The organism is Streptomyces sp. NPDC104106 (assembly GCF_055584345.1).
In genome coordinates, this window is sequence record NZ_JBVJMF010000005.1 from 1 (window position 1) to 14,430 (window position 14,430).

At 71.3% G+C, this 14,430-nt stretch carries 11 protein-coding genes; 5 read left to right on the forward strand and 6 right to left on the reverse strand.

Going from position 1 to position 14,430, the window contains the following annotated elements; genetic code table 11:
* From ACZ60X_RS13590 to glgB, 4 genes are all read left to right on the forward strand, one after another.
* On the forward strand, window positions 1-753 hold a 753-nt coding region (locus ACZ60X_RS13590), incomplete at its 5' end, for an alpha-amylase family glycosyl hydrolase (protein ID WP_469597468.1).
* The gene (gene treS / locus ACZ60X_RS13595) at window positions 750-2,450 is read left to right on the forward strand and encodes a maltose alpha-D-glucosyltransferase (RefSeq protein ID WP_469597471.1); all 1,701 of its coding nucleotides are present in this window, start codon (window positions 750-752) and stop codon (window positions 2,448-2,450) included. The genes ACZ60X_RS13590 and treS, both read left to right, overlap by 4 nt.
* A 110-nt stretch (window positions 2,451-2,560) precedes the next feature.
* Complete coding sequence (locus ACZ60X_RS13600; RefSeq protein WP_469597474.1) at window positions 2,561-3,910, forward strand: maltokinase N-terminal cap-like domain-containing protein; 1,350 nt, start codon at window positions 2,561-2,563, stop codon at window positions 3,908-3,910.
* A 36-nt stretch (window positions 3,911-3,946) separates the two neighbouring features.
* Entirely contained in the window at window positions 3,947-6,115 is a 2,169-nt protein-coding gene (glgB, locus tag ACZ60X_RS13605) for a 1,4-alpha-glucan branching enzyme (RefSeq protein ID WP_469598398.1), read from the forward strand.
* Here the strand turns inward: glgB and ACZ60X_RS13610 are convergent.
* From ACZ60X_RS13610 to ACZ60X_RS13630, 5 genes are all read right to left on the reverse strand, one after another.
* Window positions 6,090-8,360 (reverse strand): HelD family protein, encoded by a 2,271-nt coding sequence (locus tag ACZ60X_RS13610; protein WP_469597476.1) that lies wholly within the window; start codon window positions 8,358-8,360, stop codon window positions 6,090-6,092. The genes glgB and ACZ60X_RS13610 overlap by 26 nt on opposite strands.
* A 165-nt stretch (window positions 8,361-8,525) precedes the next feature.
* Window positions 8,526-8,855, reverse strand: a complete 330-nt coding sequence (gene trxA, locus ACZ60X_RS13615; protein WP_469598400.1) for a thioredoxin — start codon at window positions 8,853-8,855, stop codon at window positions 8,526-8,528.
* Between the two features lie 5 nt (window positions 8,856-8,860).
* Window positions 8,861-9,280 (reverse strand): MerR family transcriptional regulator, encoded by a 420-nt coding sequence (locus ACZ60X_RS13620; protein ID WP_469597478.1) that lies wholly within the window; start codon window positions 9,278-9,280, stop codon window positions 8,861-8,863.
* Between the two features lie 206 nt (window positions 9,281-9,486).
* Window positions 9,487-10,251 (reverse strand): DUF2127 domain-containing protein, encoded by a 765-nt coding sequence (locus ACZ60X_RS13625; RefSeq protein WP_469597480.1) that lies wholly within the window; start codon window positions 10,249-10,251, stop codon window positions 9,487-9,489.
* Window positions 10,252-10,368: 117 nt separating this feature from the next.
* Entirely contained in the window at window positions 10,369-12,042 is a 1,674-nt protein-coding gene (locus tag ACZ60X_RS13630) for an MFS transporter (RefSeq protein WP_469597482.1), read from the reverse strand.
* A 118-nt stretch (window positions 12,043-12,160) separates the two neighbouring features.
* On the opposite strand from ACZ60X_RS13630, the gene ACZ60X_RS13635 reads away from it, so the two are divergent.
* Window positions 12,161-12,775 carry a TetR/AcrR family transcriptional regulator gene (locus ACZ60X_RS13635; protein WP_469597484.1) on the forward strand — a complete coding sequence of 205 codons (615 nt, stop codon included), beginning with the start codon at window positions 12,161-12,163 and terminating at the stop codon, window positions 12,773-12,775.
* Window positions 12,776-12,922: 147 nt separating this feature from the next.
* Here ACZ60X_RS13635 and ACZ60X_RS13640 read toward each other — a convergent pair whose 3' ends face one another.
* The gene (locus ACZ60X_RS13640) at window positions 12,923-14,338 is read right to left on the reverse strand and encodes a cation:dicarboxylate symporter family transporter (RefSeq protein WP_469598402.1); all 1,416 of its coding nucleotides are present in this window, start codon (window positions 14,336-14,338) and stop codon (window positions 12,923-12,925) included.
* Window positions 14,339-14,430: the final 92 nt, after the last annotated feature.

Below are 14,430 nucleotides of genomic sequence, written 5' to 3' on the forward strand. Positions count from 1 at the left end.
ACCCGCCCGGCGATGATGCACACCCTGGCCCAGATCGGCTTCCAGCAGTCGTACACCTACTTCACCTGGCGCAACACCAAGCAGGAACTCACGGAGTACATGCGTGAGTTGACGGGTGAGGCGGCCGCGTACATGCGGCCCAACTTCTTCGCCAACACCCCGGACATCCTGCACGCCTACCTCCAGCACGGCGGCCGTCCCGCCTTCGAGGTGCGGGCCGTGCTGGCCGCGACCCTCTCCCCCTCCTGGGGCATCTACAGCGGCTACGAGCTGTGCGAGAACACCCCGCTGAAGGAGGGCGGTGAGGAGTACCTCGACTCCGAGAAGTACCAGCTCAGGCGACGGGACTGGGCGGCCGCCGAGCGGGAGGGGCGCAGCATCGCACCGCTCCTCACGACGCTCAACCACATCCGGCGGCGCAGCCCCGCCCTGCGCCAACTGCGTGATCTGCACTTCCACCACGCCGACAAGGACGCGGTGATCGCCTACTCGAAGCGGAGCGGGTCGGACACGGTTCTCGTGGTCGCCAACCTCGACCCCCACCACACCCAGGAGGCAACGGTCTCGTTGGACATGCCGCGACTCGGCCTGGACTGGCACGAGTCCGTGCCGGTCCGCGACGAGCTGACCGGCGAGACCTATCACTGGGGCAGGGCCAACTACGTGCGTCTCGAACCGGGTGTCAGGCCCGCGCACGTCCTCAGCGTCCTGCGACCGTCCAACCCGCAGATCGGAGGGTCACCCACCACATGATCGTCAATGAGCCCGTTCCGGATACCTTCGAGGACACGCCCGCCAAGGACCGGGACCCGGAGTGGTTCAAACGCGCCGTCTTCTACGAGGTCCTGGTCCGCTCCTTCCAGGACAGCAACGGCGACGGCATCGGCGACCTGAAGGGTCTGACCGCCAAGCTCGACTATCTGCAGTGGCTCGGCGTGGACTGCCTGTGGCTGCCACCGTTCTTCAAGTCACCGCTCAGGGACGGCGGTTACGACGTCTCCGACTACACGGCCGTCCTCCCGGAGTTCGGCGACCTCGCCGACTTCGTGGAGTTCGTGGACGCCGCCCACCAGCGCGGCATGCGCGTCATCATCGACTTCGTCATGAACCACACCAGCGACCAGCACCCGTGGTTCCAGGAGTCGAGGCGCGACCCGGACGGCCCGTACGGCGACTACTACGTCTGGGCCGACGACGACAAGCAGTTCCCCGGCGCCCGGATCATCTTCGTCGACACCGAGGCCTCCAACTGGACGTACGACCCCGTACGCAAGCAGTACTACTGGCACCGCTTCTTCTCGCACCAGCCGGATCTGAACTACGAGAACCCGGCGGTGCAGGAGGAGATGATCTCCGCGCTGAAGTTCTGGCTGGATCTCGGCATCGACGGGTTCCGGCTGGACGCCGTGCCGTACCTGTACCAGCAGGAGGGCACCAACTGCGAGAACCTGCCGGCGACCCACGAGTTCCTGAAGCGGGTGCGCAAGGAGATCGACACCCAGTACCCGGACACGGTGCTGCTGGCGGAGGCCAACCAGTGGCCGGAGGACGTGGTCGACTACTTCGGCGACTACTCCACCGGCGGCGACGAGTGCCACATGGCCTTCCACTTCCCCGTGATGCCGCGCATCTTCATGGCCGTACGACGCGAGTCCCGCTACCCGGTCTCCGAGATCCTCGCCAAGACACCCGAGATCCCCTCCGGCTGCCAGTGGGGCATCTTCCTGCGCAACCACGACGAGCTGACCCTGGAGATGGTCACCGACGAGGAGCGCGACTACATGTGGGCCGAGTACGCCAAGGACCCGCGGATGCGCGCCAACATCGGCATCCGCCGCCGCCTCGCGCCCCTGCTCGACAACGACCGCAACCAGATCGAGCTGTTCACCGCGCTCCTGCTGTCCCTGCCCGGCTCGCCGATCCTCTACTACGGCGACGAGATCGGCATGGGCGACAACATCTGGCTCGGCGACCGCGACGCCGTGCGCACCCCGATGCAGTGGACCCCCGACCGCAACGCCGGCTTCTCGTCCAGCGACCCCGGACGGCTCTTCCTGCCGACGATCATGGATCCGGTCTACGGCTACCAGGTCACCAACGTGGAAGCCGCCATGTCCTCGCCGTCGTCGCTGCTGCACTGGACCCGGCGGATGATCGAGATCCGCAAGCAGAACCCCGCCTTCGGACTCGGCTCGTACAACGAACTGCAGTCGTCCAACCCGGCGGTGCTCGCCTTCCTGCGCGAGTACGAGGACGACCTCGTGCTGTGCGTGCACAACTTCTCGCGCTTCGCCCAGCCGACCGAGCTGGACCTGAGCCGGTTCAGCGGGCGGCACCCCGTGGAGCTGTTCGGCGGGGTCCGCTTCCCGGCGATCGGTTCGCTGCCGTACCTGCTCACCCTCGCGGGGCACGGCTTCTACTGGTTCCGGCTGCGCCGGGAGAACGCCTAGCGCGACCGCGCGGTTCCGGCCGGACGGGGCGGTGGCGCGTTTCCGCCGCCCCGCCCGGGGCACGCAACAGGAACACCCCCGACGCCCCCCGGGGAAAGGACGTGACGCCCATGGCGGAAACGGTCACCCCCAGCTCTCTCCTCGCCTGCCTCGACCCCCTGTTGCGCGCATGGCTGCCCAGGCAGCGCTGGTTCGCGGGCAAGGGTCTCCCCGTCACCGGGTTCACCCCGGTGGCCGTCACCGAACTGCTCCCGCCCGACGGCCGCCTCGGCCTCTACCACCTGCTGCTGCGGGTCAACCAGCCGGACCCGCACGGCCCCGGCGACTGCTACCAGTTCCTCATAGGCGTGCGCGAGGCGCTGCCGCCCCGGCTGGCGCCCGCGCTGATCGGACACGTGGACGAGGGCCCGCTCGCCGGACGCACGGTGTACGAGGCCCTGTACGACCCCCGGCCCGCCGAGGTGCTCCTGGAGGCCCTGCGCACCCAGGCCCGCATCGGCGGGCTGCGCTTCGAGCGGGACCAGCGCCAGGAGATCCGCACGGGTCTCGTGGCCCGGCTGATGACGTCAGAGCAGTCCAACTCCTCGGTCGTCTACGGCGATACGTTCATCCTGAAGCTGCTGCGCCGGGTCGTCCCCGGGGTCAACCCCGACCTGGAGATACCGCTCGCGCTGGCCCGCGAGGGCTGCCCCCGGGTGCCGCCGCCGACCGCGTGGGCGCGCGCCGAGATCGGCGCGGAGCCGTACGTGCTCGCCGTGCTCCAGCCCTTCCTGCGCGGCGCGGCCGACGGCTGGGAGCTGGCGCTGCGCGAGCTGGCCAAGGGCGAGGACTTCGCCGCCGAGGCACGGGCGCTGGGCCGGGCCACCGCCGAGGTGCACACCGCGCTCGCCCGCGCCCTGCCGACGGTCACCCTCGGACACGCGCAGGTCAGGGCGCTCGCCGACGGCATGCGGGAGCGGCTGCGGGCGGCCGTACAGGCCGTACCGGCGCTGCGGCCGTACGGGAGCCGGCTGCGGCAGGCGTACGACGACCTGGACCGGCTCGGCGCCGAGGGGCACACCTGGACCGCCCAGCGGGTCCACGGCGATCTGCACCTGGGTCAGTGTCTGCGCGCGGCGGACGGGGACTGGTCGCTGATCGACTTCGAGGGGGAACCGGCCCGGCCGCTCGCCGAACGCCGCCTGCCGCAGCCGCCGGTGCGGGACATCGCCGGGATGCTGCGCTCCTTCGACTACGCGGCCCACTCGGTCCGGCCGCCCGCGCCGGACTGGGCGCGGGTGTGCCGGGCCGCCTACTGCACGGGGTACGCGCAGGTGGCGGGCCGCGACCCGCGCACCGAACCGGTGCTGCTGCGCGCCTGCGAGACCGACAAGGCGGTGTACGAGGCCTGCTACGAGGCCCGGCACCGGCCCGACTGGCTGCCCGTACCGCTCTCGGCGATCCACCGGCTCGCCGCGTGAAGACCAGGAGGCCCGTCCGTGACGCACCTGTCCCCCATGCCCGCCGGTCCCGGCCCCGCCGACCGTGACCGGCTCCTGCACGGCACCCACCACGATCCGCACTCCGTCCTGGGCGCCCGTCCCGTGCCCGGCGGGGTCGTCGTCCGGGCGTTCAGGCCGTACGCCCGGTCCGTCGCGGTCGTCGGCGACGGCCTGCGGGCGGAGCTGCACGACGACGGGGACGGCTTCTTCTCCGGTCTGCTCCCGCTGCCCGAACTCCCCCGCTACCGGCTGCTCGTGGAGTACGAGGGGACGGTCCTGGAGACCGAGGACGCCTACCGGTTCCCGCCCGCCCTGGGCGAGCTGGACCTGCATCTGATCACCGAGGGCCGGCACGAGGAGCTGTGGCGGGCGCTCGGCGCGCACGTCACCGTCCACGAGGGGGTGCCCGGGACCCGGTTCGCGGTGTGGGCGCCGGACGCGCGCGGGGTGCGGCTCGCGGGCGGCTTCAACTTCTGGGACGGCACCGGGCATCCGATGCGCTCGCTGGGCTCGTCCGGGGTGTGGGAGCTGTTCGTGCCGGGCATCGGCGAGGGCGAGCTGTACAAGTTCGAGATCACCCGCCCGGACGGCTCGCACACCCTGCGCGCCGATCCGCTGGCCCGCCGTACCGAGGCCCCGCCCGCGACCTCGTCGATCGTGACCGCCTCGCACCACACGTGGGGCGACGCCACGTGGCTGGCCCACCGGGGGGACACGCCCGCGCACCGGGCGCCGCTGTCGGTGTACGAGGTCCATCTGCCGTCCTGGCGGCCGGGACTGACCTACCGCGAGCTGGCGGAGGAACTGCCCGCGTACGTGCGGGAGATGGGCTTCACGCACGTGGAGCTGATGCCGGTCGCCGAGCACCCCTTCGGCGGCTCCTGGGGCTACCAGGTGACCGGCTTCTACGCGCCCACGGCCCGGCTCGGCACACCGGACGACTTCCGGTACCTGGTGGACCGGCTGCACCAGGCCGGGATCGGGGTGCTGATGGACTGGGTGCCGGCGCACTTCCCGCGCGACGACTGGGCGCTGGCCGCGTTCGACGGGCGGCCGCTGTACGAGCACCAGGATCCGCGGCGGGCCGCGCATCCCGACTGGGGGACGCTGGAGTTCGACTTCGGGCGCCGGGAGGTGCGCAACTTCCTGGTGGCGAACGCCGTGTACTGGTGCGAAGAGTTCCACATCGACGGGCTGCGCGTGGACGCGGTCGCCTCGATGCTGTACCTGGACTACTCGCGCGAGCCGGGCCAGTGGACGCCGAACGAGCACGGCGGGCGGGAGAACCTGGACGCGGTCGCCTTCCTCCAGGAGATGAACGCCACCGTCTACCGGCGCTGTCCGGGGGTCGTCACCATCGCCGAGGAGTCGACGGCCTGGGACGGCGTGACCCGGCCGACGGACAGCGGCGGGCTCGGCTTCGGGCTGAAGTGGAACATGGGCTGGATGCACGACTCGCTGGCGTACATGGCGCACGAACCGGTGCACCGCAGGTACCACCACCACGAGATGACGTTCTCGATGGTGTACGCGTACAGCGAGAACTACGTCCTGCCGATCTCCCACGACGAGGTGGTGCACGGCAAGCGGTCCCTGGTGTCGAAGATGCCGGGCGACTGGTGGCAGCAGCGGGCGAACCACCGGGCCTACCTCGGCTTCATGTGGGCCCATCCGGGCAAGCAACTGCTGTTCATGGGGCAGGAGTTCGCGCAGGGCGCGGAGTGGTCCGAGGCCCACGGCCCGGACTGGTGGCTGCTCGACCCGGCGTACGGCGCCGAGGCCGACCACCGGGGCGTGCGGGACCTGGTCCGGGACCTGAACACGCTCTACCGCGCGACGCCGGCGCTGTGGGAGCGGGACACCGACCCGGCGGGCTTCGAGTGGATCACCGGGGACGCGGCCGACGACAACGTCCTCGCGTTCCTGCGCCGGGCCGCCGACGGCACTGCGCTGCTCGCCGTCTGCCACTTCTCGCCGGTGGTCCGCCCCGACTACCGCCTCGGGGTCCCGGACGACGTACCGGCCTGGGCGCAGGTGCTGAACACCGACGCGGCGGCTTACGGCGGCAGCGGTGCCACGAGCCCGGACACGGTCAAGCCGGAGCCGCGGGGGGCCCATGGCCGCCCCGCGAGCATCCGGCTGACCCTGCCCCCGCTGGCTACGGTGTGGCTGCGGCCGGCGTGAGCGCCGCGGGCAGGTCGTCCGTGTACAGCACGCCCAGCCGCTGGGTGGCCCGGGTCAGGGCCACGTAGAGGTCGCTCGTGCCGTACCGGGCCGGTTCCACCACCAGGACCGAGTCGAACTCCAGGCCCTTGGACTGGCGGGGGTCGAGAAGGACGACACCCTGGGTGAGGTCCGGCTCGGTGCCGGCGGTGACACCGTCCAGGCGGGCGGCCAGCGCGCGGTGCAGCTCGCGCGGGGCGATCACCGCCAGGCGGCCCTCGGCCGGGGTGAGTTCGGCGACGGCCTTGGCGACCTCGCCGGGCAGGTCACCGTCGGCCCGGCGCGCCCAGGGGCGTACGCCCGTGGAGCGGACCGAGCTGGGCGGTTCGAAGTCCGGGTGCTCGGCGCGGACGACGGCCGCGGCCAGCTCCATGATCTCGGCCGGGGTGCGGTAGTTGACCCCGAGCCGGGTGTGCTCCCAGCGGTCCTCGACGTACGGCGCGAGGATGTCCGACCACGAGCCGCAACCGGCCGCCTCCGCCGTCTGGGCCGGGTCGCCGACCAGGGTCATCGAGCGGGTCGGGCTGCGCCGCATCAGCAGCCGCCAGGCCATCGGCGACAGCTCCTGCGCCTCGTCCACGATGATGTGCCCGAACGCCCAGGTGCGGTCGGCGGCGGCCCGCTCGGCGGCGCTGCGGTGGTCGGCCTCCTCCTGCCGCTCGGCGAAGCGCTCGGCGTCGATGATGTCGTGGGCCGAGAGGACTTCGGACGACTCCGGGTCGCTGTCCTCCTTGTCCTCGAACTCGTAGGTCCGGGAGGCGTACGACACGTCCAGCACGCCCTGCGCGTAGGCGATCTGGGTCTCGCGCTCGCGTTCGGCGCGCGCCCGCGCCAACCGGTCGTCCTCGCCGAGGAGTTCGGCCGCCTCGTCCAGCAGCGGCACGTCGGCGACGGTCCAGGCACGGGTCACGGGCCGGCGGATCGCGTCCGCGTCCGCCTCGGGCAGGTACCCCTCCGGCTCGGCGAGGAAGTCGGCGACGAGGCGCTGGGGGGTGATCCGGGGCCACAACCGGTCGACGGCGGACCAGACCTCGGGGTTCTCGGCGAGTTCGTCGCGGATCTGGGTGATGTCGGAGGCGTCGAGCAGGCTGCTGCCGTCGTAGGGGTCGGTGCCGACACGCTCGGCGTACAGCTCGGTGAGGGTGTTGAGGACGTACCCCTCGAAGTGCTCGCGGGCCACGTTGTGCGGCAGCTTCGCGGCGCGGGTGCGCTCGCGGGCGACCGCGACGAGACCGTCGTCGAGCATCAGCACCTCGCGGTCGTGCTCGATGGCGATCACCGGGTCGGGCAGGGCCTGCCGGTCGCGGACGACGGCGGCGAGCACGTCGGCCATGCCGGCGCGGCCCTTCACGGCGGCGGCCTCGGGAGTGTCGGCGGCGGTCGCCCTGACGCCGGGGAACAGCTCGCCGACCGTGGCGAGCAGCACGCCGGTCTCGCCGAGGGAGGGCAGCACCTCGCCGATGTAGCCGAGGAAGGCGGGGTTGGGGCCGACGATCAGCACGGCGCGGCGGGCCAGCAGTTCGCGGTGCTCGTAGAGGAGGTAGGCGGCGCGGTGCAGCGCCACCGCCGTCTTCCCCGTCCCCGGTCCGCCCTCGACCACCAGGACGCCTCGGTGGGGCGCCCGGATGATCTCGTCCTGCTCGGCCTGGATGGTCTGCACGATGTCGCTCATCCGGCCGGTGCGCGCCGAGTTCAGGGCGGCCAGCAGCACGGCGTCGCCGCTCGGGTCCTCGTACCCGGTGCGGGTCGGGTCGCCGAGGTCGAGGATCTCGTCGTGCAGGGACGTCACCCTCCGGCCCTCGGTGGCGATGTGCCGGCGGCGGCGCAGGCCCATCGGGGTGTGCCCGGTGGCCAGGTAGAAGGGGCGGGCGACGTCGGCGCGCCAGTCGATGAGCACCGGGGTGCGCTCGGCGTCGTCCTCGCGCAGGCCGATCCGTCCGATGTGGTGGGCGGCGCCGTCGGTCAGGTCGATCCGGCCGAAGCAGAGGGAGCCGTCCACGGCGTTCAGCGCGGCGAGCAGCCCCGAGCGCTCGGCGACCAGGATGTCCCGCTCCAGCCGGGCCTGCATGGGCTTGTCGCCCTGGGCGAGCGCGTCCGCGACCGAGGACTCGGTCTCGCCGCGCAGCACGTCCACGCGGGCGTACAGTCCGTCGATGAATTCCTGCTCGTGCCGCAATTCATCGTCCGGAAATTCACTGTTCGACACATCCGTGTTTGACAATTCCACTCCCGCCCGGATACACTGTGCTCGTTGAACTTCTTCACGGCTTCCCCGAAAGGAAGTCGTGAATCACCGAATATACGCACGGAAATCCCCCGAGCGCAATTGCTCAGGGGATTTTTTGTGGGCGGATGCGGCTCCGCTCGGGCTTTACAGCACGTCGGCCAGTTCCTCCAGCAGCCGCCGCTTGGGGCGCGCGCCCACCATCGCCTTCACCGGCTCACCGTCCCGGAACAGCATGAACGTCGGCATCGACAGCACCTTGTAGGCGTTCGTGGTCTCCGGATTGTGGTCCACGTCCAGCTGGACGACCTTCAGCCGGTCGCTCTCCTCGGCGGCGATGGCACTGAGCACCGGGGCCATCTGCCGGCACGGCGGGCACCAGTCGGCCGTGAACTCCACCAGGACCGGCAGCTCCGATCCCAGCACCTCCGTCGCGAAATCCGCGTCGCGGACCTCTGCCACGCCCTCCGCCTTCATCGCGGTCACCCTCCCAGTTCGCACACGGGTTCCGGACCCCCCGGAACCAGCGCCTCGGCGGCCAGCGCGTCACGCGCCTCCTCGGCCCGCGCCAGCTGCCCCGCGACCGTCTCCCGCACCGACCGCAGCTGCCCGATCAGCGCGTCCAGCTCCGCCAGCTTGCGCCGGTAGACCTGGAGCGAGGCCGGGCAGGAGTCGCCCTCCGGGTGCCCGGCGCGCAGGCACTCCACGAAGGGCCTCGTCTCCTCCAGGTCGAACCCGAAGTCCTGCAGCGTCCGGATCTGCGCCAGCAGCCGCAGATCGCCCTCGTCGTACGTGCGGTGTCCCTTGTCGTCGCGCCGGGCGGGCAGCAGCCCGCGCGACTCGTAGTAGCGCAGGGTGCGTGTCGTGGTCCCGGCCCGTGCGGCCAGCTCGCCGATTCGCATGCCTGCGACGGTAAGCCCTGACGTCGGCGTCAAGGCAAGACCGGGAGGTACGCAGGCACTGCGCGGATCGCCGCTCGTGCGTCCGCAGGAGCCGTGGGCCTTGCCCGTCGACGCCCTCGTACACATCGGTGGTCGCGCTTCCAGCTGTGGGTACCGAGGATCCGCCGCCTCTCCCACGCCCCGGCCGGCCGGTTCCGGCAGGCGCCCTAGACCATCACCCCGGCCGACTCCTCCACCTCCAGCAGGGAGGCGCTCTGGCGTTCCTCCTCGAAGGCCTTGCGGCCGCCGCGCAGGCCGAACAGGCGCTTGGCGACGGCGATGTACAGGACGGCCAGGATGTTGAGGACGAGGGTGGCGATCTTCAGGTAGCTGACCTTGTCGGTGAGTTCGTAGATCTCCAGGGGGAGGAACGCGGCCGTGGCGACCACCGTGAGGTATTCCGCCCAGCGCTTGGCGTACCACAGGCCCACCGCCTCGATCAGCTCGATCAGGGCGTAGGCCAGCGCCAGGCCGGCGACGACGAGCAGCGTGGAGTGCTTGTAGCCGAACGCCTTCTGGATCGAGCCGACCACGGGTGAGTGGTCGAGGTCGTAGTGGAAGTGCTGGAAGACCGGCCGGAAGACGTCCAGGTATTCGTTGAAGAGGCGGCGCACCGCGTCCTGGCTGTTGCTGAACTTCCACACGGCGATCGCGACCAGCACGATGAACACCCCGCGCACCAGCCGCTCGATCGCGAGGAAGCGCAGGATGAACAGGTCGCGCAGCACCTTGCCCCGCGGCACCAGCGGGGCGTCGGCCGCCGGGCCCGCGCCGTGCGGCTCGCCCAGCACGAAGTCACCGCAGCGCAGGCAGCGCCAGACGTCCCCGAGCGCGGTCTGCGCGTGCAGCCGCAGGCGCAGCCGGGGGTCGTCGGGCGCGTACGTCACGTGCCCCTTGCGCGCGCAGGTCCGCCGGTCCCAGTCGATCGTCATGTCCCCCGTGCCTCCACTTACGCGTTTTCCGACTTCTCGCATGTACGGACGCCACGCACGAACGTGCCGTTCCGGTTGGTCCGGAGCGGCACGTTAGCGGACGGGGGTAAGGAGTGGTCAGCGGGCCGCGCTGTCCGCCAGTTCCTCCTCCTCGGCCTTCGCCTGAGGCGCGGGGGCTTCACGGCGCGGCAGCAGGACGGCCACGACGACCGTGCCGATACCGAGGATGACCGCTCCGACCAGGCTGGTGTGCGCGACGGCGTCGGAGAACGAGGAGCCGACCGCGTGGGCCATCTGCCGGGCGCCGGCGGCGAGTTCGGCGGCCTGCTGCTTGAGCTGGGCGGCCTGCTGCGGGTTGGTGGCCCTGGCCGCCTGCGCGGCCAGCGCGTGCGCCTTGTCGCCGATTCCCTGGGCGACCGCGTATCCGGCGCCGACAGAGTCCTTCGCCGTGTCCAGCGCGCTCGCCGGGAGCTTGCTGCCCGCCGTGGCGTCGCCGAGGTGGTTGCCGTACGACGTGGCGAGCAGCGAGCCGAGGATGGCGATGCCGAGCGAGCCGCCCAGCTCCAGCGAGGTGTCGTTGACCGCGCCGCCGACGCCCAGTTCGGACTCCGGGAAGGCGCCCATGATGGCGTCGGTGCACGGCGAGAGCGCGAGGCCGATGGCGAGGCCCAGGATGATCAGGGGGGCGAGGAAGTCGGTGTACGTCGAGGCCGCGTCGACCCGGGTCAGCAGGGCGAGGGCGGTCGTGCCGCCGACCATGCCCGCGCTGACCGTCCACTTCATGCCGACGCGCGGGGTGAGCCAGCCGGTGAGGGCCGAGCCGACGAAGACCGCGCCGGCCAGCGGCAGCATCCGCACACCGGTCTGCAGGGCGTCGTAGCCGAGGACGAACTGCAAGTGCTGGGTGAGGTAGTAGAAGGCGCCGAAGACGGCGAGGAAGAACAGGGCGACGGCGAGGTTCGAGCCCGCGAAGCGGCGGTGCGCGAAGCGGCGGACGTCCAGGATCGGGCGCGGGTGGCGCAGCTCCCACAGGACGAAGGCCACCAGGCCGGCGCCCGCGACGACCGCGGCCGCGACGGCCTTGGCGTGCCAGCCGAAGTGCGGGCCCTCGATGATCATGTAGACGAGGGAGCCGGTCCAGACGACGGAGAGCAGGCCGCCCACGTAGTCGATGCGGTCGTGGTGGCCGGCCTTGGACGGCGGGACGAGCACGAAGGCGGCGACGATCGCGACGGCCGCGACGGGCACGTTGATCAGGAAGGTGGAGGACCAGCCGTGGTCGCGCAGCAGGGCGCCCGCGACGACGGGTCCGGCGGCGATGGCGAGGCCGGCCGTCGCCGTCCACAGCACGATGGCCTTGGCGCGCTCGGCGCGCGGGAAGGTCGCGGCGAGCAGGGAGAGGGTGGCGGGCATGATCAGCGCCGCGCCGACGCCCATCACGGCGCGGGCCGCGATGACGGTCGTGGAGCTGTCGGCGAGGTAGCCGAAGACCGCGCCGGCGCCGAAGACGACGAGGCCGAGGACGAGCGCGCCGCGCCGGCTGTACTTGTCGCCGATCGCGCCGAGGAGCAGCATCAGCGCGGCGTACGGGACGGTGTAGCCGTCGATCACCCATTGCAGGTCGGCGCTGGAGAGCCCGAGGTCCTTCGTCATGTCGGGCGCGGCGACGGTGAGGGCGGTGTTCGCCATCACGATGATCAGCAGGCTCAGGCAGAGCACGAGCAGTGCCCACCAGCGCCGGGCGTACGGGCGCTCCATCTTCTCGACCGGTTCGGTCATGACGAGTCGCATGGCAGGGGTCGCCTTCCTCGGTGACGCGACGAGACTTGCACAATGGCGTGCAATTGCACAACCATGTGCAATGTACGCCGCTGCACAGCGGTGTGCAAGTCGATGGAGGGCGTGCAGAATGACTGCCATGACCACGGGTAACAGCCGCGCCGACGCCAACCGGCGCCGCATCCTCGACGTCGCCCTCGCGGAACTGCTGCGCGATCCCGACGCCTCCATGGACCAGATCGCGCGCGCCGCGGGCGTCGTACGCCGGACGGTGTACGGCCACTTCCCCAGTCGTGAGGCGCTGATCAGCACACTCGTCGACGAGGCGGTGGGCGCGCTGGCGGAGGCGGACGCGACGGTGCGCGAGGGCGTGAGTGACCCGGCCGAGGCGGTGGCCCGCTCGGTGCTCGCGATCTGGGCGACCGCCGACCGCTACCGGCTGCTGATCGCCCTCGCCCAGCGCACGGTCACCGTCCAGGGCATCCGCGAACGCCTCGCGCCGCTGCGCGAGAACAAGATCCGCGTCCTGCAGCGGGGCCTGGACGAGGGCGTGTTCAGCTCACCGCTGCCCGCGCCGGCGCTCGCGTACGTGCAGGAGCAGATGATGTTCGCCGCGATGGAGGCGGTGAACGACGGCCTCCTCGCGGCACAGGAGGCGGGCCGCTCGGCCGCGGTCACGGTCCTGACCGCGGCGGGCGTGCCCGCCTCGACGGCCACCGCGCTGGTGGCCCGGGTGAGTGCGTAGACCTCCGCGGAGGCCTTCGCAGGAACCGTCGGAGAGAAGGAGGCCGGGCGGCTGAGGTACGGGGGAACCTCAGCCGCCCGGCGGCGGTCCCGGACGCCCGGCCCGGGTTCAGGCCGGGCCGGACATCCGGAGTATGGGTGGTGGGCGTCAGGCCTTGGCCAGCGCGCCTTCCTTCGCCTGCTGCGCGGGCACCTCGGTGACCGTCCCGTGGCCCTCGTCCATCAGCGTGGTCTCGTCGAACGGCAGCTCGCCGGCGAGCACCCGCCGCACCCGCTCCTTGTCGATCTCCTTGGTCCACGTGCCGACGAGCACGGTCGCCACCGCGTTGCCCGCGAAGTTGGTCAGCGCGCGGGCCTCGCTCATGAAGCGGTCGATGCCGACGATCAGGCCGACGCCGTCGACCAGCGCGGGCTTGTGCGACTGCAGGCCGCCGGCCAGGGTGGCGAGGCCGGCGCCGCTGACGCCCGCCGCGCCCTTGGACGCGAGCAGCAGGAACAGCAGCAGCGGGATCTGCTCGCCGATCGACATCGGCGTGCCCAGCGCGTCCGCGATGTACAGCGACGCCATGGTCATGTAGATCATCGTGCCGTCGAGGTTGAACGAGTAGCCGGTCGGCACGGTGATGCCGACGACCGGCTTGCTGACGCCCAGGTGCTCCATCTTCGCGATCAGCCGCGGCAGCGCGGACTCGGAGGAGGAGGTGGACAGGATCAGCAGGAACTCGCGGGCGAGGTACTTGCACAGCGAGAAGACGTTCACCCCCGCGACCATCCGCAGAACCGCGCCGAGCACCACGAAGACGAACAGGACGCACGTGACGTAGAAGCCCAGCATCAGCACGGCGAGGCTCTTGAGCGCATCGATGCCGGCGGAGCCGGTCACGGCCGCGATGGCGCCGAAGGCACCGACCGGAGCGAGCCACATCACCATCGACAGGATGCGGAAGACGAGCCGCTGGATGTGCTCGATGCCGCGCAGCACCGGCTGCCCGGCCGAGCCCATGGCCTGGAGCGCGAAGCCGGCGAGGAGGGCGATCAGCAGCGTCTGGAGGACCTCGCCCTGGGTGAAGGCGGCGACGAACGTGGTCGGGATGATCGACAGCACGAAGTCGACCGGCCCCAGCGCCTTGCTGTCCACCTGGGCGTGCCCGGTCTGCTTGAGCGCCTCGGTCAGGTGCAGCCCGTCACCGGGGTGGAGCACGTTGCCGACGACGAGCCCGATGGCGAGCGCGACCAGTGACATCACGAGGAAGTAGCCGAGGGCGATACCGCCGACGGCGCCGACCTTGGCGGCCTTGCGTACCGATCCGATGCCGAGGACGATCGTGCAGAAGATGATCGGCGAGATCATCATCTTGATCAGGTTCACGAAGCCGGTACCGAGCGGCTTCAGCTGGACGGCCGCATCGGGCCGGATGAGCCCCACGGCGATGCCGAGCACGACGGCCGCGATCACGGCGATGTACAGGTAGTGGGTGCGATCCCGCTTCACGCGGGGCACGGCTGGTGCCGTATCGGGGGTGCTGGCGGCCACGGCTGCCCTCCTTGACGTCTTCGTCGGCATCACCGGCGTGCGGCTCACGTCCGGGGGTTGTGGGGGATGCCGTGACTATCTCCCGGCCCTGTGAGGGCGGTCACCCTTCCGTTCATTTAGTT

What these genes read in the sequence shown, in the direction of transcription:
- treS (WP_469597471.1), top strand. Translation starts at nt 750, where the DNA reads ATGATCGTCAATGAGCCCGTTCCGGATACCTTCGAGGACACGCCCGCC.
- ACZ60X_RS13600 (WP_469597474.1), top strand. Translation starts at nt 2,561, where the DNA reads ATGGCGGAAACGGTCACCCCCAGCTCTCTCCTCGCCTGCCTCGACCCC.
- glgB (WP_469598398.1), top strand. Translation starts at nt 3,947, where the DNA reads ATGCCCGCCGGTCCCGGCCCCGCCGACCGTGACCGGCTCCTGCACGGC.
- trxA (WP_469598400.1), bottom strand. Translation starts at nt 8,855, where the DNA reads ATGAAGGCGGAGGGCGTGGCAGAGGTCCGCGACGCGGATTTCGCGACG.
- ACZ60X_RS13620 (WP_469597478.1), bottom strand. Translation starts at nt 9,280, where the DNA reads ATGCGAATCGGCGAGCTGGCCGCACGGGCCGGGACCACGACACGCACC.
- ACZ60X_RS13625 (WP_469597480.1), bottom strand. Translation starts at nt 10,251, where the DNA reads ATGACGATCGACTGGGACCGGCGGACCTGCGCGCGCAAGGGGCACGTG.
- ACZ60X_RS13630 (WP_469597482.1), bottom strand. Translation starts at nt 12,042, where the DNA reads ATGCGACTCGTCATGACCGAACCGGTCGAGAAGATGGAGCGCCCGTAC.
- ACZ60X_RS13635 (WP_469597484.1), top strand. Translation starts at nt 12,161, where the DNA reads ATGACTGCCATGACCACGGGTAACAGCCGCGCCGACGCCAACCGGCGC.
- ACZ60X_RS13640 (WP_469598402.1), bottom strand. Translation starts at nt 14,338, where the DNA reads ATGCCGACGAAGACGTCAAGGAGGGCAGCCGTGGCCGCCAGCACCCCC.